Source organism: Enterobacter wuhouensis (assembly GCF_004331265.1).
GTDB classification, from domain to species: Bacteria; Pseudomonadota; Gammaproteobacteria; order Enterobacterales; family Enterobacteriaceae; genus Enterobacter; species Enterobacter wuhouensis.
This window is the reverse complement of record NZ_SJOO01000001.1, coordinates 154,746-176,694: the sequence shown is the minus strand read 5'-3', so window position 1 is coordinate 176,694 and position 21,949 is coordinate 154,746. Positions and strand designations below refer to the sequence as shown.

General features: G+C 57.3%; 23 protein-coding genes. 8 read left to right on the top strand and 15 right to left on the bottom strand.

Features of this window, described 5'->3' with window-relative positions:
• Nucleotides 1-14: 14 nt before the first annotated feature.
• The gene (znuC, locus tag E0L20_RS01005) at nucleotides 15-770 is read left to right on the top strand and encodes a zinc ABC transporter ATP-binding protein ZnuC (RefSeq protein ID WP_131632270.1); all 756 of its coding nucleotides are present in this window, start codon (nucleotides 15-17) and stop codon (nucleotides 768-770) included.
• Nucleotides 767-1,552 carry a zinc ABC transporter permease subunit ZnuB gene (gene znuB, locus E0L20_RS01000; protein WP_131632269.1) on the top strand — a complete coding sequence of 262 codons (786 nt, stop codon included), beginning with the start codon at nucleotides 767-769 and terminating at the stop codon, nucleotides 1,550-1,552. The genes znuC and znuB overlap by 4 nt, the downstream gene beginning before the upstream one ends.
• Nucleotides 1,553-1,640: 88 nt before the next feature.
• Here the strand turns inward: znuB and ruvB are convergent, their stop codons facing one another.
• From ruvB to aspS, 6 genes are all read right to left on the bottom strand, one after another.
• A complete protein-coding gene (gene ruvB, locus E0L20_RS00995; RefSeq protein ID WP_131632268.1) occupies nucleotides 1,641-2,651 on the bottom strand; it encodes a Holliday junction branch migration DNA helicase RuvB in 1,011 nt (336 codons plus the stop codon).
• An 8-nt stretch (nucleotides 2,652-2,659) separates the two neighbouring features.
• Nucleotides 2,660-3,274 (bottom strand): Holliday junction branch migration protein RuvA, encoded by a 615-nt coding sequence (ruvA, locus tag E0L20_RS00990; protein WP_023312236.1) that lies wholly within the window; start codon nucleotides 3,272-3,274, stop codon nucleotides 2,660-2,662.
• A gap of 81 nt (nucleotides 3,275-3,355) precedes the next feature.
• A complete protein-coding gene (gene ruvC, locus E0L20_RS00985; protein WP_003859749.1) occupies nucleotides 3,356-3,877 on the bottom strand; it encodes a crossover junction endodeoxyribonuclease RuvC in 522 nt (173 codons plus the stop codon).
• A gap of 34 nt (nucleotides 3,878-3,911) precedes the next feature.
• Nucleotides 3,912-4,652, bottom strand: a complete 741-nt coding sequence (locus tag E0L20_RS00980) for a YebC/PmpR family DNA-binding transcriptional regulator (RefSeq protein ID WP_040075122.1) — start codon at nucleotides 4,650-4,652, stop codon at nucleotides 3,912-3,914.
• Between the two features lie 27 nt (nucleotides 4,653-4,679).
• On the bottom strand, nucleotides 4,680-5,123 hold the full coding sequence (nudB, locus tag E0L20_RS00975; protein WP_131632267.1) for a dihydroneopterin triphosphate diphosphatase: 444 nt from the start codon (nucleotides 5,121-5,123) through the stop codon (nucleotides 4,680-4,682).
• A gap of 1 nt (nucleotide 5,124) precedes the next feature.
• Nucleotides 5,125-6,897 (bottom strand): aspartate--tRNA ligase, encoded by a 1,773-nt coding sequence (aspS, locus tag E0L20_RS00970; protein WP_131632266.1) that lies wholly within the window; start codon nucleotides 6,895-6,897, stop codon nucleotides 5,125-5,127.
• 264 nt (nucleotides 6,898-7,161) lie between these two features.
• On the opposite strand from aspS, the gene E0L20_RS00965 reads away from it, so the two are divergent.
• Genes E0L20_RS00965 through cmoB form a run of 5 tightly spaced genes read left to right on the top strand, consistent with a single transcriptional unit; the run spans nucleotide 7,162 to nucleotide 10,743 of the window.
• Nucleotides 7,162-7,728 carry a hydrolase gene (locus tag E0L20_RS00965; RefSeq protein ID WP_131632265.1) on the top strand — a complete coding sequence of 189 codons (567 nt, stop codon included), beginning with the start codon at nucleotides 7,162-7,164 and terminating at the stop codon, nucleotides 7,726-7,728.
• The gene (locus E0L20_RS00960) at nucleotides 7,725-8,543 is read left to right on the top strand and encodes a DUF72 domain-containing protein (RefSeq protein ID WP_131632264.1); all 819 of its coding nucleotides are present in this window, start codon (nucleotides 7,725-7,727) and stop codon (nucleotides 8,541-8,543) included. The genes E0L20_RS00965 and E0L20_RS00960 overlap by 4 nt, the downstream gene beginning before the upstream one ends.
• 52 nt (nucleotides 8,544-8,595) lie before the next feature.
• Nucleotides 8,596-8,991, top strand: coding sequence for an MAPEG family protein (locus E0L20_RS00955; RefSeq protein WP_131632263.1), 396 nt, complete (start codon nucleotides 8,596-8,598; stop codon nucleotides 8,989-8,991).
• 40 nt (nucleotides 8,992-9,031) lie between these two features.
• On the top strand, nucleotides 9,032-9,775 hold the full coding sequence (cmoA, locus tag E0L20_RS00950) for a carboxy-S-adenosyl-L-methionine synthase CmoA (RefSeq protein ID WP_131632262.1): 744 nt from the start codon (nucleotides 9,032-9,034) through the stop codon (nucleotides 9,773-9,775).
• Complete coding sequence (gene cmoB / locus E0L20_RS00945) at nucleotides 9,772-10,743, top strand: tRNA 5-methoxyuridine(34)/uridine 5-oxyacetic acid(34) synthase CmoB (RefSeq protein ID WP_131632261.1); 972 nt, start codon at nucleotides 9,772-9,774, stop codon at nucleotides 10,741-10,743. The genes cmoA and cmoB overlap by 4 nt, the downstream gene beginning before the upstream one ends.
• Before the next feature lie 192 nt (nucleotides 10,744-10,935).
• On the opposite strand, the gene cutC is transcribed toward cmoB, so the two are convergent.
• Complete coding sequence (gene cutC / locus E0L20_RS00940; RefSeq protein ID WP_131632260.1) at nucleotides 10,936-11,679, bottom strand: copper homeostasis protein CutC; 744 nt, start codon at nucleotides 11,677-11,679, stop codon at nucleotides 10,936-10,938.
• Between the two features lie 76 nt (nucleotides 11,680-11,755).
• Entirely contained in the window at nucleotides 11,756-12,316 is a 561-nt protein-coding gene (locus E0L20_RS00935; protein WP_131632259.1) for a VOC family protein, read from the bottom strand.
• 239 nt (nucleotides 12,317-12,555) lie between these two features.
• On the opposite strand from E0L20_RS00935, the gene argS reads away from it, so the two are divergent.
• Nucleotides 12,556-14,289, top strand: a complete 1,734-nt coding sequence (gene argS, locus E0L20_RS00930) for an arginine--tRNA ligase (protein ID WP_131632258.1) — start codon at nucleotides 12,556-12,558, stop codon at nucleotides 14,287-14,289.
• Between the two features lie 46 nt (nucleotides 14,290-14,335).
• On the opposite strand, the gene E0L20_RS00925 is transcribed toward argS, so the two are convergent.
• From E0L20_RS00925 to flhB, 7 genes are all read right to left on the bottom strand, one after another.
• The gene (locus E0L20_RS00925) at nucleotides 14,336-14,773 is read right to left on the bottom strand and encodes a DUF3421 domain-containing protein (protein ID WP_131632257.1); all 438 of its coding nucleotides are present in this window, start codon (nucleotides 14,771-14,773) and stop codon (nucleotides 14,336-14,338) included.
• Between the two features lie 49 nt (nucleotides 14,774-14,822).
• Nucleotides 14,823-15,110 (bottom strand): hypothetical protein, encoded by a 288-nt coding sequence (locus E0L20_RS00920; protein WP_131632256.1) that lies wholly within the window; start codon nucleotides 15,108-15,110, stop codon nucleotides 14,823-14,825.
• Between the two features lie 236 nt (nucleotides 15,111-15,346).
• Nucleotides 15,347-16,486 carry a beta-galactosidase BglB gene (bglB, locus tag E0L20_RS00915; RefSeq protein ID WP_131632255.1) on the bottom strand — a complete coding sequence of 380 codons (1,140 nt, stop codon included), beginning with the start codon at nucleotides 16,484-16,486 and terminating at the stop codon, nucleotides 15,347-15,349.
• Nucleotides 16,487-16,490: 4 nt separating this feature from the next.
• Nucleotides 16,491-18,074, bottom strand: coding sequence for an MFS transporter (locus E0L20_RS00910; RefSeq protein WP_131632254.1), 1,584 nt, complete (start codon nucleotides 18,072-18,074; stop codon nucleotides 16,491-16,493).
• A gap of 261 nt (nucleotides 18,075-18,335) precedes the next feature.
• Complete coding sequence (flhE, locus tag E0L20_RS00905) at nucleotides 18,336-18,728, bottom strand: flagellar protein FlhE (protein ID WP_131632253.1); 393 nt, start codon at nucleotides 18,726-18,728, stop codon at nucleotides 18,336-18,338.
• Entirely contained in the window at nucleotides 18,728-20,806 is a 2,079-nt protein-coding gene (gene flhA / locus E0L20_RS00900) for a flagellar biosynthesis protein FlhA (RefSeq protein ID WP_131632252.1), read from the bottom strand. The genes flhE and flhA overlap by 1 nt, the downstream gene beginning before the upstream one ends.
• Nucleotides 20,799-21,947: a flagellar biosynthesis protein FlhB gene (gene flhB, locus E0L20_RS00895; protein WP_131632251.1), complete on the bottom strand. Its 1,149-nt coding sequence runs from the start codon at nucleotides 21,945-21,947 to the stop codon at nucleotides 20,799-20,801. The genes flhA and flhB overlap by 8 nt, the downstream gene beginning before the upstream one ends.
• Nucleotides 21,948-21,949: the final 2 nt, after the last annotated feature.

Sequence of the window (21,949 nt, the reverse complement as noted above, 5' to 3'; positions counted from 1 at the left end):
AAGCTTAAATTGACATGACGACTTTGGTTACTCTTGAAAATATTTCGGTGTCATTCGGCCAGCGCCGCGTCCTCTCTGACGTCTCGCTGGATCTGAAACCCGGCAAAATTCTGACGCTGCTCGGGCCGAACGGCGCGGGTAAATCCACGCTGGTGTGCGTGGTTCTGGGTTTGGTAGCACCTGATGAAGGTGTGATCAAACGCGAAGAAAAACTGCGAATCGGCTATGTGCCGCAAAAACTCCATCTGGATGCCACCCTGCCGCTGACGGTCAGCCGCTTTCTGCGCCTGCGCCCCGGCACGCGCAAAGCAGACATTCTCCCTGCCCTTAAGCGCGTGCAGGCGGGTCATCTGATGGACGCTCCCTTACAGAAGCTCTCCGGCGGTGAAACGCAGCGCGTGCTGCTCGCGCGAGCGCTGCTAAGCAGCCCTCAGCTGCTGGTCCTTGACGAACCTACGCAGGGCGTTGACGTTAACGGCCAGGTCGCGCTTTATGACCTGATTGACCAGCTGCGCTGCGAGCTTAACTGCGCGGTGCTGATGGTTTCCCACGATCTGCATCTGGTGATGGCGAAAACCGACGAAGTACTGTGCCTTAACCATCACATCTGCTGTTCGGGTACGCCCGAAGTCGTTTCGATGCATCCGGAGTTTATCTCTATGTTTGGGCATCGCGGCGCCGAGCAGCTTGGCATCTATCGCCATAATCACAATCACCGCCACGATTTACAGGGACGAATTGTCCTGCGCCGGGGAAATGGACGCTCATGATTGAACTGTTACTGCCCGGCTGGCTGGCCGGGATTATGCTTGCCTGCGCCGCGGGCCCGCTTGGCTCGTTTGTGGTCTGGCGCAGAATGTCCTATTTCGGCGATACCCTTGCGCACGCGTCTCTGCTCGGCGTGGCCTTTGGCCTGCTGCTGAACGTCAACCCGTTCTATGCCGTTATCGTGGTCACGCTGCTGCTGGCCGGGGGGCTGGTCTGGCTGGAAAAACGCCCTCACCTCGCGATAGACACGCTGCTTGGCATTATGGCGCACAGCGCCCTGTCGCTGGGTCTGGTGGTGGTGAGCCTGATGTCCAACATCCGCGTTGACCTGATGGCCTACCTGTTTGGCGATTTGCTTGCCGTTACGCCGGAAGATCTGATCTCGATCGCCATTGGCGTGGCGGTGGTGCTTGGCATTCTGCTCTGGCAGTGGCGTAACCTGCTGGCGATGACCGTCAGCCCCGATCTGGCCTTTGTCGACGGCGTGAAGCTCCAGCGCGTGAAGCTGCTGTTGATGCTGGTGACGGCGTTAACCATCGGCGTAGCGATGAAGTTTGTCGGGGCGCTGATCATCACCTCACTGCTGATTATACCTGCGGCCACGGCCCGTCGCTTTGCACGGACGCCGGAGCAGATGGCGGGTGTGGCGGTAATTATCGGAATGATTGCGGTAACGGGTGGGTTAACCTTCTCGGCGTTTTACGACACGCCTGCGGGTCCGTCGGTGGTGCTGTGTGCGGCGGCGCTGTTTATCTTCAGTATGATGAAGAAGACCGCACAGTAGCGGGTATGTCCCCGGTGGCGCTTCGCTTACCGGGGCTACAAAGGCCAAATTGTAGGCCGGGTAAGGCGTAGCCGCCACCCGGCATTTTTTATGGCATTGCGGGCGGAGTTATGCCGAAATGATTCCACGCCCGCACCGTTGCCATGCGCCCGCGCGGGGTACGCTGCAGGAAGCCCTGCTGGATCAGATACGGCTCCAGCACGTCCTCAATCGTCTCTCGCTCTTCACCGATAGCCGCCGCCAGGTTATCCAGCCCGACCGGGCCGCCGAAGAACTTATCCAGCACGGCCAGCAGCAGCTTGCGATCCATATAGTCGAAGCCTTCCGCATCCACGTTCAGCATATCCAGCGCCTGGGCTGCGATCTCAGCGGAAATCGTGCCGTCATGCTTCACTTCGGCAAAGTCACGCACGCGGCGCAGCAGGCGGTTGGCAATACGCGGCGTTCCGCGGGAACGCTTCGCCACTTCAAACGCGCCCTCTTCGCTCATCTCCAGACCCATATAGCGAGCACTGCGGCCAACGATATGCTGAAGGTCGGGCACCTGGTAAAACTCCAGGCGCTGAACGATGCCGAAGCGGTCGCGCAGCGGAGAGGTTAACGACCCGGCGCGCGTCGTGGCGCCAATCAGGGTGAACGGCGGCAGGTCGATTTTGATGGAGCGCGCCGCCGGGCCTTCACCGATCATGATATCCAGCTGGTAATCCTCCATTGCCGGATAAAGCACTTCTTCCACTACCGGCGACAGGCGGTGGATCTCATCGATAAACAGCACGTCGTGAGGCTCAAGGTTGGTCAGCATCGCCGCCAGGTCCCCCGCTTTCTCCAGCACCGGACCGGAGGTGGTGCGCAGGTTCACGCCCATTTCATTGGCGACGATATTCGCCAGCGTGGTTTTGCCTAACCCCGGCGGGCCGAAAATCAGCAGGTGATCGAGCGCATCGCCGCGCAGCTTGGCCGCCTGGATGAAGATTTCCATCTGGGAACGGACCTGCGGCTGGCCAATATACTCATCAAGCAGCTTCGGGCGGATCGCACGATCCACCACGTCTTCTGCCTGAAGGGTGCCTGCCGATACCAGGCGGTCTGCTTCAATCATCCTTTACCTCACAATGCAGCGCGCAGCGCTTCACGAATCAGGGTTTCACTGCTGGCGTCCGGTTTGGCAATTTTGCTCACCATACGGCTGGCCTCCTGAGGTTTATAGCCCAGCGCCACCAGCGCGGCAACCGCTTCCTGCTCGGCGTCATCATCCGTTGCAGGGCCGCCTGGCGAGGTCAGTACCAAATCGGCAGCCGGCGTGAACAGATCGCCGTGCAAGCCCTTAAAGCGGTCCTTCATTTCGACGATCAGACGTTCAGCGGTTTTCTTACCGATGCCCGGGAGCTTAATCAGCGCCGCGGGATCTTCGCGCTCAACGGCATTCACGAACTGTGGCGCAGACATGCCGGACAAAATCGCCAGCGCCAGCTTCGGCCCGACGCCGTTGGTTTTAATCAGCTCGCGGAACAGGGTGCGTTCCTGCTTGTTGTTGAAGCCGTACAGCAGTTGGGCATCTTCACGCACGACAAACTGGGTAAAGACAATCGCCTCTTTGCCCGCGTCCGGCAGCTCGTAGAAGCAGGTCATCGGCATATGGACTTCATAGCCCACGCCACCCACTTCCAGCAGCACTAACGGGGGTTGTTTTTCAATGATGATGCCTCTGAGTCTGCCTATCACGTGACGCTCCTGCGTTCTGAAAGTTTGTTGACTGGCAACATAATAAAAAAAGGCTGGATGTTTATCCAGCCTGATTTCTTATTATCGTAACCTGCCTCGTGCCAGATTAAGCCGCGACTCGCTCATTTGCATCGCGTTCTGGCTGACGTGGCAGTGGGTAATCGCAATCGCCAGCGCATCCGCGGCGTCGGCCTGCGGGTTCGCGGGAAGCTTCAGCAGGGTACGCACCATGTGCTGCACCTGGCTTTTCTCCGCGCTCCCAATGCCCACCACCGTCTGCTTTACCTGGCGTGCCGCGTATTCGAATACCGGCAAATCCTGGTTCACGGCGGCAACAATCGCTACGCCGCGCGCCTGACCGAGCTTTAACGCCGAATCGGCGTTCTTCGCCATAAAGACCTGCTCAATGGCGAAATAGTCCGGCTGAAACTGGGTGATGATCTCCGACACGCCCGCATAGATGAGCTTGAGGCGCGACGGCAGATCGTCGACTTTGGTGCGAATACACCCGCTGCCCAGGTAGGTTAACTGGCGTCCGACCTGACGGATAACGCCATAACCGGTGACGCGTGAGCCTGGGTCAATCCCGAGAATAATCGACATCACGCGTCTCCCGTAACGGACTTATACGCTCTCATTAGAGAGTCGCTGCAACCTCATCAGAGATTTCACCGTTGTGATACACTTCCTGCACGTCGTCGCAGTCTTCGAGCATGTCGATCAGACGCAGCAGTTTTGGCGCAGTCTCTGCATCCATATCCGCTTTGGTGGACGGGATCATGGAGACTTCAGCGTTGTCCGCTTTCAGGCCAGCCGCTTCCAGCGCGTCGCGCACGGCGCCCATCTCTTCCCACGCGGTGTAGACGTCGATAGCGCCGTCGTCGAAGGTCACCACGTCTTCCGCACCCGCTTCCAGCGCCGCTTCCATGATCACATCTTCATCGCCTTTCTCGAAGGAGATAACGCCTTTTTTGCTGAACAGGTAAGCCACGGAACCGTCGGTGCCCAGGTTGCCACCGGTTTTGGTGAACGCGTGGCGCACTTCCGCTACGGTACGGTTACGGTTGTCAGACAGACATTCAACCATGACCGCTGTACCGCCAGGACCGTAACCTTCATAAATGATGGTTTCCATGTTCGCGTCTTCATCACCGCCCACGCCGCGCGCAATTGCACGGTTCAGGGTGTCACGCGTCATGTTGTTAGACAGTGCTTTATCGATAGCCGCGCGCAGACGTGGGTTAGATCCCGCATCGCCGCCGCCCAGACGCGCAGCCGTTACCAGCTCGCGAATGATTTTGGTAAAGATTTTACCGCGCTTGGCATCCTGTGCCGCTTTGCGGTGTTTAGTGTTGGCCCACTTACTATGACCTGCCATAAAAATATCCTCAAAGAGCGCGCCTTTTCAGGCAGCGTTAATTACAAATTCTTCAATCGCCTGCCGGTTGCTCCACGACTTGGTCAGCGAGGCAGCATCCGCCGCGTCTACCCAGCGGTAGGTCAGGTGTTCAGTGAACACGATTTCCCGCTCGTGGGGGAGCGCGAGACAGAACCAGGATTCCGTATTGCGTTCGATACCCGGCGCATAGCGATGACGTAAATGGCTAAAAATTTCAAACTCCACCGTGCGCTGACAGTCCTTCAGGGTCAGTTGCTCGCAGGCAACGTCAATGGTGACCTCTTCCTTTACTTCACGCGCGGCGGCCTGCGGCGCGGTCTCCCCCTCTTCCAGGCTGCCGGTAACCGACTGCCAGAAATCAGGATCGTCGCGCCGCTGCAACATCAGCACCCGCTTCGTGTCCTGGGCGTAAATTACAACTAAGACAGAAACGGGACGCTTATATGCCATATCAGTTTTTCTCTTCCTTCTTCACCACTTCAATGCCCAGCTCGGCCAGAGAGGCCGGGTTGGCAAAGCTTGGCGCTTCGGTCATCAGACACGCCGCTGCCGTGGTTTTCGGGAAGGCGATAACATCACGAATGTTGTCGGTGCCGGTCAGCAGCATGGTCAGACGGTCAAGACCGAATGCCAGACCCGCATGCGGCGGCGTACCGTATTTCAGCGCGTCCAGCAGGAAGCCGAATTTCTCACGCTGCTCCTGCTCGTTAATGCCGAGAATACCAAACACGGTCTGCTGCATTTCGCCGCTGTGAATACGCACGGAACCGCCGCCCACTTCATAGCCGTTGATGACCATATCGTAAGCGTTGGCGACCGCGTCTTCCGGTGCCGCCTTCAGCTCCGCCGCGCTCATGTCTTTTGGCGAGGTGAACGGGTGGTGCATTGCGGTCAGGCCGCCTTCACCGTCGTCTTCAAACATAGGGAAGTCGATAACCCACAGCGGCGCCCATTTGTTTTCGTCGGTGAGGTTCAGGTCTTTGCCGAGCTTCAGACGCAGCGCGCCCATGGCATCCGCGACCACTTTCTTGTTGTCCGCGCCGAAGAAGATCATGTCGCCGTCCTGCGCGCCAGTGCGCTCGAGGATCGCTTCCACGATGTCTGCGTTCAGGAATTTCGCCACCGGGCTGGTGATCCCTTCCAGACCTTTCGCACGTTCGGTTACCTTAATATAGGCCAGCCCTTTCGCGCCGTAGATTTTAATGAAGTTACCGTAGTCGTCGATCTGCTTACGGCTCAGGGCAGCACCGCCCGGAACGCGCAGCGCCGCGACGCGACCTTTGGCATCGTTAGCCGGACCGGCAAATACCGCGAACTCGACGGATTTCACCAGGTCAGCCACGTCCACCAGCTCCATCGGGTTACGCAGGTCCGGTTTGTCAGAGCCGTAGCGGCGCTCGGCCTCGGCGAAGGTCATGATGGGGAAGTCACCCAACTCAACGCTTTTCACGTCGTTCCACAGGCCGCGCACCAGGGCTTCCATCACTTCACGCACCTGCTCGGCGGTCATGAAGGAGGTTTCTACGTCGATCTGGGTGAATTCTGGCTGACGGTCAGCGCGCAGGTCTTCGTCACGGAAGCATTTTACGATCTGGTAGTAGCGGTCGAAGCCGGACATCATCAGCAGCTGCTTGAACAGCTGCGGAGACTGCGGCAGCGCGTAGAATTTGCCTTTATGCACGCGGGACGGCACCAGGTAATCGCGCGCGCCTTCCGGCGTGGCCTTGGTCAGCATCGGGGTTTCGATATCGAGGAAACCGTGGTCATCCATAAAGCGACGCACCAGGCTGGTAATCTTCGCGCGGGTTTTCAGGCGCTGAGCCATCTCCGGGCGACGCAGATCCAGGTAGCGGTATTTCAGACGCGCTTCTTCGGTGTTGACGTGGTTGGAGTCCAGCGGCAGCGCTTCGGCACGGTTAATGATAACGAGGTCAGACGCCAGGACTTCAATCGCACCGGTCGCCATGTCTGCGTTTACGTTTTTCTCGTCACGGGCGCGCACGGTGCCGGTGACCTGAATGCAGAACTCATTACGCAGTTCAGAAGCCAGCTTCAACGCCTCTGCGCGATCCGGATCGAAGAACACCTGAACGATACCTTCGCGGTCGCGCATATCGATGAAGATAAGGCTACCAAGATCACGACGACGGTTGACCCAACCACACAGGGTAACCTGCTGCCCGACGTGGGACTGACGCAGCTGCCCGCAATATTCTGTACGCATGAGATATCCCTTAATTAGCCGCAGGCTAAACGTTGCCTGATGTGCAGGCTACTATGTCGCAGCTTTCTGTATGTCACAACTGGATGAAAAAAGGCGGCTATTATACTGGAAATTCCGCCGGACGATAAGAGAGAAGCGCGGCCTGACGGTCGTTTGCTGCGCTCTTATTGCGCATTCTCACAAAAATTAACAAAATTATCCGACCGATAACAGGCCATAACGTCGTAAGGTGTAGCCGAAGCGATTCATTTAACTGGAGTTACTATGTTTACACTCGATGCCACCAAAACCGCACTTGTGGTCATTGACCTACAGGAAGGTATCCTGCCTTTTGCCGGTGGCCCACACGCCGCTGATGATGTGGTCAGCCGCGCTGCCCGTCTGGCGGAAAAATGCCGTGCCAGCGGTGCGCCCGTGGTCATGGTACGCGTCGGCTGGTCCGCTGATTTTGCCGAAGCGTTAAAACAGCCGGTCGATGCTCAGGCCGGGGCGCATGCCCTGCCGGAAAACTGGTGGACGTACCCGGTATCGCTCGGCAAACGCGACAGCGATATCGAAGTGACCAAACGCCAGTGGGGCGCATTTTACGGCACCGATCTGGAGCTGCAGCTGCGCCGTCGCGGCATCGACACCATTATCCTCTGCGGGATCTCCACCAACATCGGCGTGGAATCCACTGCCCGCAACGCCTGGGAACTGGGCTTTAACCTGGTGATTGCCGAAGATGCCTGCAGCGCAGCCTCTGCGGATCAGCATCAGGGCAGCATGACCCATATCTTCCCGCGCATAGGTCGCGTCCGCAGCACCGACGAGATTTTAAACGCCTTATGATATACGTGGGCCTGCCCCAGTGGTCGCACCCGAAATGGGTGCGCCTTGGCATCACCAGCCTTGAAGAGTATGCCCGACACTTTAACTGCGTCGAGGGTAATACCACGCTGTATGCCCTTCCCCGGGCAGAAATCGTCGAGCGCTGGCGGGAGCAAACCAGCGACGACTTTCGTTTCTGCTTTAAGTTTCCGGCGACCATCTCCCACAACGCCGCGCTGCGCAACTGTAATGATTTAACCGAAGAATTTTTCACGCGGATGTCCCCGCTGGCGAACCGCATCGGCCAATACTGGCTACAGCTTCCCGCGACCTTTGGCCCGCGCGACTTGCCCGCGCTGTGGCAGTTTCTGGATGCCCTGCCCCGGGAATTTACCTACGGCGTTGAAGTCCGGCATCAGGACTTCTTTGCCAAACGCGAGGCCGAGATAGCACTCAACCGCGGCCTGCTCGAACGTTCCGTTAACCGCGTCATCCTCGACAGCCGTCCGGTGCACGGCGCCATTCCGCACAGTGAAGCCATCGTTGAGGCGCAGCGCAAAAAGCCAAAAGTGCCCGTACACGCCATCGTGACGGCGAAAAACCCCATGATCAGGTTTATCGGCAGCGACAATATGCAGCAAAATCAGGATATGTTCGCCGTCTGGCTGCAAACGTTGCCGAAATGGGAGAAAACCACCACGCCGTATCTCTTTTTACACACCCCAGACATCGCGCACGCGCCTGAACTGGTCGATGCTCTTTGGCATGCCTTGCAGGCTGCGGTTCCGTCGGTGGGCAGCGCCCCATCCATCCCACAACAATCTTCTCTTTTCTGATTTCACCCCCTATCATAGAGAGGTGCCATCTGCCAAATAACAGGGAGTTTGTATGGTCAGCGCGCTGTATGCGGTGTTAGGTGCATTACTGCTGATTAAGTTTTCATTCGACGTTGTGCGCCTGAGAATGCAGTACCGCGTCTCCTACGGTGACGGTGGTTTTTCCGAACTTCAAAGCGCCATTCGCATTCACGGTAATGCGGTTGAGTACATCCCTGTTGCGCTGATCCTGCTGCTGTTTATGGAAATGAACGGCGCGGAAACCTGGATGGTGCACGTTTGCGGCCTGCTGCTGATTGCGGGTCGGTTAATGCATTATTACGGCTTTCACCACCGCTTATTCCGCTGGCGTCGCTCCGGCATGAGCGCCACATGGTGTTCGCTTTTGCTGATGGTGCTGGCTAACCTGTGGTATATGCCGTGGGAGTTGGTTTTCTCCTTCCGTTAGCGCACAATACGCCCCTTTATTTTTCCCGGATTTTTACGTTATGTCAGATCGCGACACGCTTTTTTCTGCGCCTATCGCCAGCCTGGGCGACTGGACCTTTGATGAACGGGTAGCCGAAGTCTTCCCGGATATGATCCAGCGCTCTGTTCCCGGTTATTCCAACATTATCTCGATGATCGGCATGCTGGCTGAGCGCTTCGTTCAGCCCGGCACGCAGGTCTATGACCTGGGCTGCTCGCTCGGCGCGGCAACGCTGTCGATCCGTCGTAACGTACGTCAGGATAACTGTAAAATCATTGCCGTCGATAACTCACCGGCCATGGTTGAACGCTGCCGCCGCCACATTGACGCCTATAAAGCACCGACCCCTGTCGAAGTGGTGGAAGGCGATATTCGTGATATCGAGATCGGCAACGCGTCGATGGTGGTACTGAATTTTACCCTGCAGTTCCTGGTGCCTGAAGACCGCCAGCTGCTGCTGGACAAAATTTATAAGGGACTGAACCCCGGCGGCGCGCTGGTGCTCTCTGAGAAGTTCAGCTTTGAAGACGCTGACGTGGGCGAACTGCTGTTCAACATGCACCACGACTTTAAGCGCGCCAACGGCTACAGCGAGCTGGAGATCAGCCAGAAGCGCAGCATGCTGGAAAACGTGATGCTGACGGACTCCGTTGAAACCCACAAGGCGCGCCTGCGCAAAGCGGGATTTGAGCACAGCGAGCTGTGGTTCCAGTGCTTCAACTTTGGCTCTCTGGTGGCGCTGAAAGCGGGGAGCGCGGCATGATCGAGTTCGGTAATTTTTATCAGCTGATTGCCAAAAATCACCTCTCCCACTGGCTGGAAACCCTGCCTGCGCAAATCGCCACCTGGCAGCGCGATCAGCAGCATGGCCTGTTAAAGCAGTGGTCGAACGCGGTGGAGTTTCTGCCGGAACTGACGCCTCACCGTCTTGATCTGCTGCACAGCGTGACGGCGGAAAGCGAAGCGCCGCTCTCCGCCGGGCAGACGAACCGCATCGAAACGCTGATGCGCAACCTCATGCCGTGGCGCAAAGGGCCGTTTTCGCTGTACGGCGTGAATATCAATACCGAGTGGCGTTCAGACTGGAAGTGGGATCGCGTTTTGCCGCATCTCTCTGACCTGACCGGGCGTACCATTCTGGACGTGGGCTGCGGCAGCGGCTACCACATGTGGCGCATGATTGGCGCGGGCGCGCATCTGGCGGTGGGTATCGACCCGATGCAGCTGTTCCTGTGCCAGTTTGAAGCGGTGCGTAAGCTGCTGGGCAACGACCAGCGCGCGCACCTGCTGCCGCTGGGTATAGAGCAGCTCCCTGCCCTGAAAGCGTTTGATACCGTGTTCTCGATGGGCGTGCTGTACCACCGCCGTTCCCCGCTTGAGCATCTCTGGCAGCTGAAAGACCAGCTGGTCAGCGGCGGCGAGCTGGTGCTGGAAACGCTGGTGATCGAAGGTGATGAGCATGCGGTTCTGGTGCCGGGCGATCGCTACGCGCAGATGCGCAATGTTTACTTCATTCCTTCCGCGCTGGCGCTGAAAAACTGGCTGGAGAAGTGCGGCTTTGTTGACGTGCGGATTGCGGATGTCAGCGTGACCTCAATCGAAGAGCAGCGCCGCACCGACTGGATGATCACCGAATCGCTGGAGCAGTTCCTCGACCCGGCCGACCACGGCAAAACCATCGAAGGCTACCCGGCCCCGATGCGTGCAGTGTTGATTGCAACCAAGCCGTAGTTTTCCCCTCACCCCTGCCCTCTCCCCATAGGGGCGAGGGAGATAAAGACCGCACCGTGCAGTCCCCTCTCCCCAATGGGGAGAGGGTTAGGGTGAGAGGGATAAAAAAAGGCCCCTGTTGAAATTGCAGGGGCCTGGTACAAGCAAGCATCATATTGGGCGACATGATGCGCGGTAAAAATCGGTACGTTGCTACACGTGATAACGATCAATCATCGATTTCATTACCGCAACCGACTCTCCATCTACACCGTAGCGTGAGTACTCATCCGCTTCAGCATCCGTCGACATAGACAACCCTGTATTGCGATAACGCATGGGTGACGGTATCCACTTACCCGCCGAGCTGTGAAGCTCCTTAACCCCCGCGTCTAAAAATAGTTCCAGATTGCTGGCGCGCACTCCTGCGCCTGCCATTATTATTGGAACACCGGAATGCGCTTTTAGTTCCGTAATTAATTTCAATCCTTTTTCCGCAGACGACCGTTGGCCGGATGTCAAAATGCGCGCCACGCCCAGTTCTCCAAGCGTATCAAAAGCTTGAAGCGGATCTTTACACATATCAAAGGCGCGATGGAAAGTGACGGCCATTCCTTTTGCGGCGGCCATTACCTGATGCATACGCGGCACGTCGATGTTGCCATCTTCGTCCAGCAGGCCGGTCACCAGCCCCGGGAATCCCAGGTCGCGAATAAGCGCGATATCTTCAAGCATGGCACTGAATTCACCCGCCGTGTAACAAAAATCACCGCCGCGCGGGCGAACGATCGGATGCACCGGAACAGTGACGGCCTGGCGCGCTGATTTCAGCACGCCATACGAAGGCGTTAAGCCCCCCTCTTTCGGCGCCGCGCAAAGCTCAATGCGGTCAGCACCCTGATTTTGCGCGGTTACGGCACACTCCACGCTGTAACAACAAATTTCCAGCAGCGCCATTTAATCCTCCTGAAATTCCACTAAACACATCATCATTGCACGCCCTTCCGGACCGGTCTTAGCGTACTGTCACAACCTACGCTTCGCTGGCGACAATCTGTTCAATTGTCCACGGATGAAACTTTACCGTGACCTGCCCGTCCGTTACGGCGAGCGTCGGGTTAGGCAAACGCTCGCGCTCGCCCTTTGGTGAACTGGTTTTCACAAAAATCCCCGGCTTGCTCAAGCCGTCGTCAGATAACAGCGCCAGCGCGCGGGCGTTGAGGGTGTCCGGCTCGCCCGGCAGGACGATTTCGATATGCTCCCAGCCTTCATGCGGGTAGCGTTTTTCGCCGGGCCACGGCAGCTCAACCACGGTGAACTGCCAGTGCGCGACGCACACCGGTACATGCAGTTTGAACAGGCAGATTGGTCGACCGTTAATGATATTCTCAGAAAGCAGTTCACCGCACTGCTCGAAACCGCGACGCCAGCGCTCGGCCGTCACGTTTTGGTGGCAGCGCAAGGAGATGTGATCGGCCTCAAGCGGCGCGATATCCAGACCAAGACGGGTGGCAAGTTCTGTGAACGCCTGGGTGAAGCGCGGTAAATCTGCGGAAATATCATGCAGTTCGTCAATGGAGTGCCAGTTCGCCATAAGTCAGTCTCTTATCGTGTCGCAAAGCCGCTAATTTACTCTGTTCCCCTCTTTCGACCAACCGCTGAATCCTGGATTTTATTACTGCATGATTATGCACGCCTTCTTAGCCTGGATTCTGAGCAATCTTCAGCCCCCGCGGTGCTGACGCAAGAGGGCATTTGCAGTATACTCCCGCCCTAAATTCTTTAACTGCTGCGGGGCGTTGTTCACCCGCAGCAAAAACGTAAGGTATCCAGGTGAATATTCAGGCTCTTCTCTCAGAAAAAGTCAGTCAGGCACTGATTGCCGCAGGTGCGCCTGCGGATTGCGAACCTCAGGTTCGTCAGTCAGCAAAAGTACAGTTTGGCGACTATCAGGCTAACGGCGTGATGGCAGTGGCTAAAAAACTGGGCATGCCGCCGCGACAGCTCGCTGAGCAGGTACTGACGCATCTGGATCTCACCGGCATCGCCAGCAAAACCGAAATTGCCGGCCCGGGCTTCATCAACATCTTCCTGGAGCCTGCGTTCCTGGCAAGCCACGTTGATGCGGCGCTGAAATCCGACCGTCTGGGTGTTTCCCAGCCAGAGCCGCAGACTATTGTGATCGACTACTCCGCCCCGAACGTGGCGAAAGAGATGCACGTTGGTCACCTGCGCTCCACCATTATCGGTGACGCCTCCGTGCGTACCAATGAATTCCTCGGCCACAAGGTGATCCGCGCGAACCACGTGGGCGACTGGGGTACGCAGTTCGGCATGCTTATCGCGTACCTTGAAAAGCAGCAGCAGGAAAACGCGGGCGAGATGGCGCTGGCGGACCTGGAAGGCTTCTACCGCGAAGCGAAAAAGCACTACGACGAAGACGAAGCCTTCGCCGAGCGCGCGCGCAGCTACGTGGTGAAACTGCAGGGCGGGGATCAATACTTCCTGGAGATGTGGCGCAAGCTGGTCGACATCACCATGTCCCAGAACCAGCTGACCTATAACCGTCTGAACGTCACCCTGACTCGCGACGACGTGATGGGTGAAAGCCTCTACAACCCAATGCTGCCCGGCATTGTGGCGGACCTGAAGGCCAAAGGGCTGGCGGTAGAGAGCGAAGGCGCAACGGTCGTGTTCCTTGATGAGTACAAAAACAAGGAAGGCGAACCGATGGGCGTCATCATCCAGAAGAAGGATGGCGGATATCTGTATACCACCACCGATATCGCCTGCGCAAAATACCGCTATGCAACCCTGCACGCCGACCGCGTGCTGTACTACATCGACTCCCGCCAGCACCAGCACCTGATGCAGGCGTGGACCATCGTGCGCAAAGCAGGCTACGTGCCGGATTCCGTACCGCTGGAACACCACATGTTCGGCATGATGCTGGGTAAAGACGGTAAGCCGTTCAAAACCCGCGCGGGCGGCACCGTGAAGCTTTCCGATCTGCTGGACGAAGCGCTGGAACGCGCCCGCCGTCTGGTGGCCGAGAAGAACCCGGACATGCCCGCTGACGAGCTGGAAAAACTGGCTAACGCCGTCGGTATCGGCGCGGTGAAATATGCGGATCTCTCCAAAAACCGTACCACCGACTATATCTTTGACTGGGACAACATGCTGGCGTTTGAAGGCAACACGGCGCCGTACATGCAGTATGCCTACACCCGCGTACTCTCGGTATTCCGTAAAGCGAATATCGACGAAAGCGTGCTGGCGAACGCCACGGTGAGCATTACCGAAGATCGCGAAGCGCAGCTGGCGGCGCGACTGCTGCAGTTTGAAGAAACGCTGACCGTTGTCGCACGCGACGGTACGCCGCACGTGATGTGTGCTTACCTGTACGACCTGGCGGGTCTGTTCTCCGGCTTCTACGAGCACTGCCCTATCCTGTCGGCAGAAAGCGAAGCGGTGCGCAACAGCCGCCTGAAGCTGGCGCAGCTCACGGCGAAGACCCTGAAGCTGGGTCTGGATACCCTGGGTATCGAAACCGTAGAACGCATGTAATAAAAACGTCCGCCTCAACGGGGCGGACGTTTCTTCTGGCTGGCAATTACTCGGCTACAAGCACTTCGTAATCATCCACATCCCACTCTTTGCCCTGATAGCTAATGCTGCCACCCTTACGCAGATGCGTACCCGCTTTTCCCAGGAAAAGACCGTTCGGGAAATTCGCTCGTGCGACATAAAGCAGTTTACCATCCACTTCACGGCCAGCCTGAACGGCGCCGAGCGGAATTTCATGACCTTTTACGCGAACCCATTTAACCGGCCCTACGTACACTTCAAATTCACGGCAAACATGTTCCGCTCCTCCCCAGGGAATATGCATACCGAAACCGTAGACTAATTTACCCGGATGAATACCGCCGTTAAATTTGGCTCGAGCTATATACAGAGGGATGGTTTTATTCGTCCCTGGCGCATTATTCTCGTAACCAGCCACGGGTGAGTCCATTGCGATGCAAATATCAGTAGATAATTTCCACATAATACTATTCCTTGTTTAATTGCATTTCATATGCGGGGTAGAACGCCTGTTAAATATCAGCAATTGAGTGCAGCGAAACCACGTGCTCAAGATTCTGGTAAATAACAACCTTCACTAGCGTTGTCTGTGAGGCTGGATGGATAGGACGGCGTGATGCAATATAGCTATGAAGTACGCCCGCAACCACCTGTGAACCAACGTATATCAACGGGATGAACTCAACGCCAAGAATATCAGCAAAGGCACGCTGAAAAATATCGATTTGCTCATCAGACATCTTTTCTGCATTCATATTAACAGCGGGCTTAATGAAAATACCACCAGTAATATTACCCATAATACTTCTCCTTGTATTTGACATCAGATATTTCTTTTAATGCGAAGTAAAAATACGGCAGAAAAGCATTCGATATTGTGGCTTTAGTCACACTTCCCAATATATTAGCTAATCAATTTCAATGTATATTAATCATAAATAAGACAAACAAATTAATTGATTCAGTGAATACAATTGAAAATAAAAAAGCCCCTTGTAAAAAGAGGCTTTTGAACATATGCCCTAACAGAGGGGTATTAGAAATACTTCCGTAAATATTCCGTTAAACAGAGAATCGCCATCGCCTGCCCATACGGCATCGACGTCAGCGGGATCTGGCGATAAAACTCCAGATCGCTTCCCATCCCCGTACCGAACGAGGTTTGCAACAGCTCGCCTTCCGACGAGATATTCTTCACGATACCGCGAATCGCTTTTTCGGCGACCTCAGCGTATTCCGCCCCAACATAGCGCTTGCGCACGGCTTTCAGAATGCCGTAGGCAAACCCGGCGGTGGCGGACGCTTCAAGATACGAATTCGGATCGTCGAGCAGCGTGTGCCACAAACCGCTCTCGTCCTGGCATTTCGCCAGCGCGGCAATCTGCGCGTTCAATACCTGCACCAGATAGCGGCGCACCGCGTTGTTTTCCGGCAGGTCCACCAGCTCGAGGAAGTCCGGGATCACGATAGTCAGCCAGCTGTTGCCGCGCGCCCAGCGGGCGTTGGCAAAGTTATGGTTACCGTCGTAATTCCAGCCGTGGAACCATAGCCCGGTCTCCCGGTCCATCAGGTTCTGCACGTGCAGCAGGAACTGATAAACCGCCTCTTCTACATACTCCGGTTTATTGAGCAGCTTGCCGATTTTCGCCAGCGGCAGCACCGTCATCATCAGCGTGTCGTCCCACATCTGCTGGTGATTCTCTTCCGCCAGGGTAATGTGCTGCATACCGCCGTGACTTGTGCGCGGCATCTCGGTCATCGCCCATTCCGCCCAGCTCTCCAGCCACGGCAGCCACGCCGGGTTTTTCGTCTCTTCGTAGCGGTAGGCCAGGGTCAGGAACGGCGACATGGTATTGACGTTTTTGGTGGTTGCGCCTTCCGCAAAACGGTCGGCAAACCAGCCGTCAATAATGTCGCGCATCGCCACGTCGCCGGTCTGGCAGTAGTACTGCCAGATACCGTACAGGCCCACGCCGTGCGTCCATTCCCAACCGGCCCAGCCTTTGGTATCGATTACGCGTCCGTCGTCCAGCCGCAGCAAAAATTGCCCCGTTTTGTCGTGAATATTGACCAGGTTATGCGTCACTTTTTGAATCAGCGACTTCAGCTCATCCCTGGCGATGAAACGCTCAGGCTGACGCAGTAACGGGCTATGTTTGACAGGCCAAACTTTCATAATCTTAACCTCTGTTGTATGTCGAATTCAGTACCGCGCGATCCTTCAGGGAAGGTGCCGCCGGCTTGTTGCGATTCAGATAACCAATGTTGTTATTGCCCCACAGGGAATCAAAAGGCATACCGGCCAGCATCTCAACGGTGGCACGGGCCTGCGGCGTCGCCGTCTCGGGCATTGCATGACCAGACTCACGCATTTTGGCGGTCTCTTCGCGCAGGGTGCAGTGGGTTTGCAAATTGAGCTTAAAGCGCAGGGAGACCAGGAAGCCGCAGAACAGCATCAGGATCGTGCCCACGCTCAGGATCATCAGGATGGTGTGGCTTACTTCCGCAGGCTGCACTTTCTGACCGCTCACAAAGCCGGACAGCTGCATGACGATCCCCACCAGCATCACCGCGCCGGCCTGAGACGCCTTACGGGTCAGGGTCATGATGCCCGCGAAGATCCCCTCGCGGCGCTGGCCGGTGATCACTTCATCCACGTCAGCAATGTAGGTGTAGGTATTCCACGGCACGTAGTTGATACCCCCGCGACCAAGACCGGCAACAGCAGAAACCAGCAGCAGCAGGGCGTAGACGTCGCTCAGGCCCGCGTAATAGAGCACGGCGTAGGAGATTGACGCCAGGCCAAACAGCACCACCACCATGCGGTAAGACGGCGCAGGCCCGAAGCGAATGCACAGCGGGATCATGGCGATAACGGCCAGGAACTGGAAGATAGCCATCGTGCCCAGCAGGTTGGAGGCCATTGACGCCTCCTGCATCAGCACGAACACCACGTAGTAGGTGAATACCGCGTTAAAGACGTCCTGGGCGATGTAGCCCCCGAGATACATGCCCAGATGCTGGCGGAAAATCTTGATGCGCAGCGTCGAGCTTAACTCCACGAACAGGCGGTTTAGGCTCTGCCCCAGCGTCAGCTTCTTCTTCTCTTCTTCTGCACGCAGCGCCGCTTCAGACCACTCTTCGCGCGGGCGCTCCCAGGTGAAGAACCAGACGAAGGTCAGCATCAGCGCGCACAGCACGGAGAAGACCAGGCTGGCATAGAAGAAGGAGATGGCGTTGTCTTTCCCGAAGTGGGTCAGCAGGATACCCGGCAGGAAGGAGGCCAGGATCGCCGACATCTGCGCCATGGAGATACGCGCCCCGGAGAACTTGGTTTTCTGCTTGAAGTCATCGGTCATTTCCGGCACCAGCGTTTCGTACGGCACCAGAATCATGGTGTAGACAATATCAAACACCAGATAGGTCAGCAGGTAGTACCAGAAGCTCATGTCCCCTACCCACATCAGCGAGTAGCTGAACACGCAGGGGATACCCAGCAGGATAAAGAATTTACGGCGACCAAAGCGCTTACCGAGCCAGGTCGTTCCAAAGTTATCGGTCAAAAAGCCCATCAGCGGGCTGACGACGGCATCCAGCACCCTTGCCGCGGCAAAGATGAAGGTGGCTTCAATCGGTGAGAGTCCACAGAAGGTGGTATAAAAATACAAAAGCCAGGCCGCCGTCAGCGCGGTTGTGCCCGCCCCGAGGAAATCGCCCGACCCATAAGCAAGATAATTTGCGAGTCCAATTTTACGTGTTTTCATTGCCGTCAACCCTAATCAGTTTTGGGAGACTCCCTGTAAGCAAACCTCGTCCGGGAGTTTTTACACGGCTACAGTAAAAGTATCGACCTGTTGATACCTTTCTGTTTCTGCCATCCCCGAGGGGTGAATGGCAAAAATGCAAAGAGTGTCGTTACGCGTGTCACTGATTTATAAAACAGCGTTTCTATTGATTCAAAAGGTGAGGTCAATTTTGCGAGCCAGCCATCAGATTCGCCTGATAGCTGGTGAAAAGGCAGGCAGTTAGCGGTAGTTAACGATGACGGAATTGCTTTGAACCTTTAGGGCCGGGATTAAACGACCGCCCCCCGGCACCTCCCAGATAAAGCGTAACGGCTCAACGGCAGGGACACCGTTCAGCCCCTGGGTTGTGCCACTTTCACCGTCGATTTCGGTGCAGCGCGCCTGGGAACAGAGCCGCACCCGCAGCCCGGCGGGCGTAGGGCCAATCAGCTTATAGTTCCAGACCACCAGCGTCATGAGGCCCGAAGCCGGTTCCGACGGCGACAGCGGACGCGAAGACATTGCCACGCCGCGATTGCTAAGAGTGACGCCCATGCTGCTGGCCTGCCATGTCCCCTCGCCTGCGGCCTGCGCCGCCAGCGGGAGGAGTAAAATCCACAGCCACCTGCGCATTATTTGCCTCCAATGGTCGCGGTCATACGAATGTGGCGATTGTCCGACAGCTCCATATTCGACAGCACTACCAGCTGGCTCAGGCTGCGGCGCAGGAAGCGCGACAGCAGCGGGCGCAGGGCGTGGTTGACCAGCAATACCGGCGGCGCGCCCAGCATCTCCTGGCGCGCCAGCGCCTCCTGCGTTTGCGCCAGCAGGCGATCCGCAAGCCCTGGCTCAAGGCCGCCGCCGCCCTGCAGCGCCTGCAGCAGCAGGCGTTCAAGCGGCGTATCCAGCCCAATCACCTGCACCTCGCCGGTGCCCGGGAACCACTGTTGCGTAATGGCCCGCCCCAGCGCCACGCGCACTACCGCCGTCAGCTCGTGCGGATCGCTTTGCAGCGGCGCGTGCTCGGCCAGCGTTTCCAGAATGGTGCGCATATCGCGGATCGGAACCTTTTCGTCGAGCAGGTTCTGCAGCACCTTATGCAGCGTGGTCAACGTCAGCACGCCCGGCACCAGATCTTCCGTCAGCTTCGGCATCTCCTGCGTCACGCGGTCAAGCAGCTGCTGCGCTTCCTGACGCCCGAACAGCTCGGCGGAGAACTGGCCAATCAGATGGTTAAGGTGTGTCGCCACCACGGTGCTGGCTTCCACCACCGTATACCCCTGGATCTGCGCCTGCTCTTTCAGGGCGCTCTCAATCCAGATTGCCGCGAGGCCAAAGGCCGGATCGATAGTTTGCTCGCCCGGCAGGGTGCCTGCCGCCGTGCCCGGGTTAATCGCCAGCCAGCGCCCCGGATAGGCATCACCGCTGCCGATTTCCACGCCCTTCATCAGAATGCGGTAGCGCGCGGGCGGGAGATCCATATTGTCACGGATGTGAACCACCGGCGGGAGGAAGCCCATATCCTGGGCGAATTTTTTACGGATACTGCGTATACGGCCCAGCAGTTCACCGTCCTGCTGGAAGTCCACCATCGGGATCAGGCGATAGCCAACCTCCATCCCCAGGGAATCCTCCAGCTGAACGTCGTTCCAGGTGGCCTCAACGGCCTGGGTGTTCTCCGGCATTTTGACCGGCACAGGCTCCGCGGCCGGTTTCGTTTCGCGACCGCGCATCCACCAGGCAAGCCCCAGCAGACCGGCGGTAAACAGCAGGAAGACCAGGTTCGGCATCCCCGGCACCATGCCGAGCAGGCCCAGCACGGCCGCCGCCAGCAGCATCACGCGCGGGTTGCTGAACAGCTGCCCCACCATCTGCTCGCCAACGTCCTGATCGGTACTGACGCGGGTAACGATCACGCCCGCCGCGGTGGAGATAACCAGAGCCGGGATCTGCGCGACAAGGCCGTCACCGATGGTCAGCAGCGTATAGCTTTCCGCCGCGTGGCCCATGTCCATTCCGTGCTGCAGCACGCCCACCAGCAGGCCGCCGACCACGTTAATCACCATGATCAGGATGCCCGCGATGGCATCACCGCGCACAAACTTGCTCGCACCGTCCATCGAACCGTAGAAGTCGGCTTCCTGAGTCACTTCCGCACGGCGCTTTTTGGCTTCATCTTCCGCAATAAGCCCGGCGTTCAGGTCGGCGTCGATCGCCATCTGCTTGCCCGGCATCCCGTCCAGCACGAAGCGCGCGCCAACTTCCGCGATACGTCCGGCACCTTTGGTGATAACCATAAAGTTGATGATCACGAGGATGACGAACACCACGATGCCGATGGCGAAGTTACCGCCCACCAGGAAGTGGCCGAAGGCCTCAACCACTTTACCCGCCGCTGCCCCGCCGGTATGCCCTTCCATCAGGATAATACGGGTAGACGCCACGTTCAGCGCCAGCCGCAGCAGGGTTGTAAACAGCAGAATGGTCGGGAACGCCGCGAACTCCAGGGTACGCTGGGTGAACATCGCCACCAGCAGCACCATGATGGACAAGGCAATGTTGAATGTGAAAAGCAGATCGAGGATGAACGCCGGGAGCGGCAGTACCATCATCGACAGAATCAGCAGGATCAGAATCGGCCCGGCAAGAATTTGCCATTGGGTCGACTTCATGTTGCTCGGCAGGCGCAACATTGCTACCAGATTAGCCATCAGTGTCCTTCTCGTTCAAAAAATCCAGCGCTTCAGGCACCGGGAGGTTCTCAGGTTTCACAGGCCGTTGACCACCGGCCAGACGCCAGCGCTTCAATTGCCATACCCATGCCAGGACTTCCGCGACGGCGGCGTAAAGCTGGCCAGGGATCTGTTGTCCAATCTCGGCATGACGGTACAAGGCTCGTGCCAAAGGCGGTGCTTCCAGAATGGGCACGCGGTTTTCGGTCGCAATTTCACGGATGCGCAGCGCAATTAGCCCCGCCCCTTTTGCCACCACTCTTGGCGCGCTCATTTTGTTTTCGTCGTACTGCAGCGCGACGGAATAGTGGGTCGGGTTGGTCACGATAACGTCAGCCTTCGGCACATCTTCCATCATCCGTCGACGGGCGGCAGCGCGCTGCATCTGGCGAATACGCCCTTTCACGTGCGGGTCACCTTCCATCTGCTTATATTCATCGCGGATATCCTGACGGGACATGCGCAGCTTTTTGAAGTGGCTATAGAGCTGGAAGATAACGTCAAAGCCCACCATCGGAATAATGCTGAGCACCACCAGCAGCGAGCACAGCCCGATGAGATCCATGGCGTTTCTCATGGCGCTGAGCGGTGATTCACTGATGAGGCGCATCATTTCAGGCCAGTTATGCCAAAGGTAAAAACCTGCCGCGCTGCCCATCAGGGTGGATTTGAGGATCGCTTTAACCAGCTCCGCACCGGTTTGGGCAGAGAACATCTTTGCAATGCCGGGGAACGGATTGAGCTTTGAGAATTTTGGCTGCAGCGACTTCCCGCTGAACACCAGTCCGCCCAGCATAACGGGCGACACGATAGCCACCAGCACCACGCCGACGATCAGCGGCAGCAGGGCAATCATGGCGCCTTTAATCAGCAGGATGATTTGAGCAAGGATCAGATTCGGATCGTTGACCATGCTGTGGTCAAAACGTAGCCCGGCAGAGAGCATTCCCGCCAGCCTGCGGGCGAGCGACTCCCCACCCAGCCAGATAATGCACACGCCCACGATAAGGATCAGCAGGGATGTCAGTTCTCGGGATCGGGGTATCTGCCCGTCCTCACGCGCTTTTTCAAGCCGGTGGGGTGTGGGAGCTTCCGTTTTGTCGTCGTTCTCTTCTGCCACAG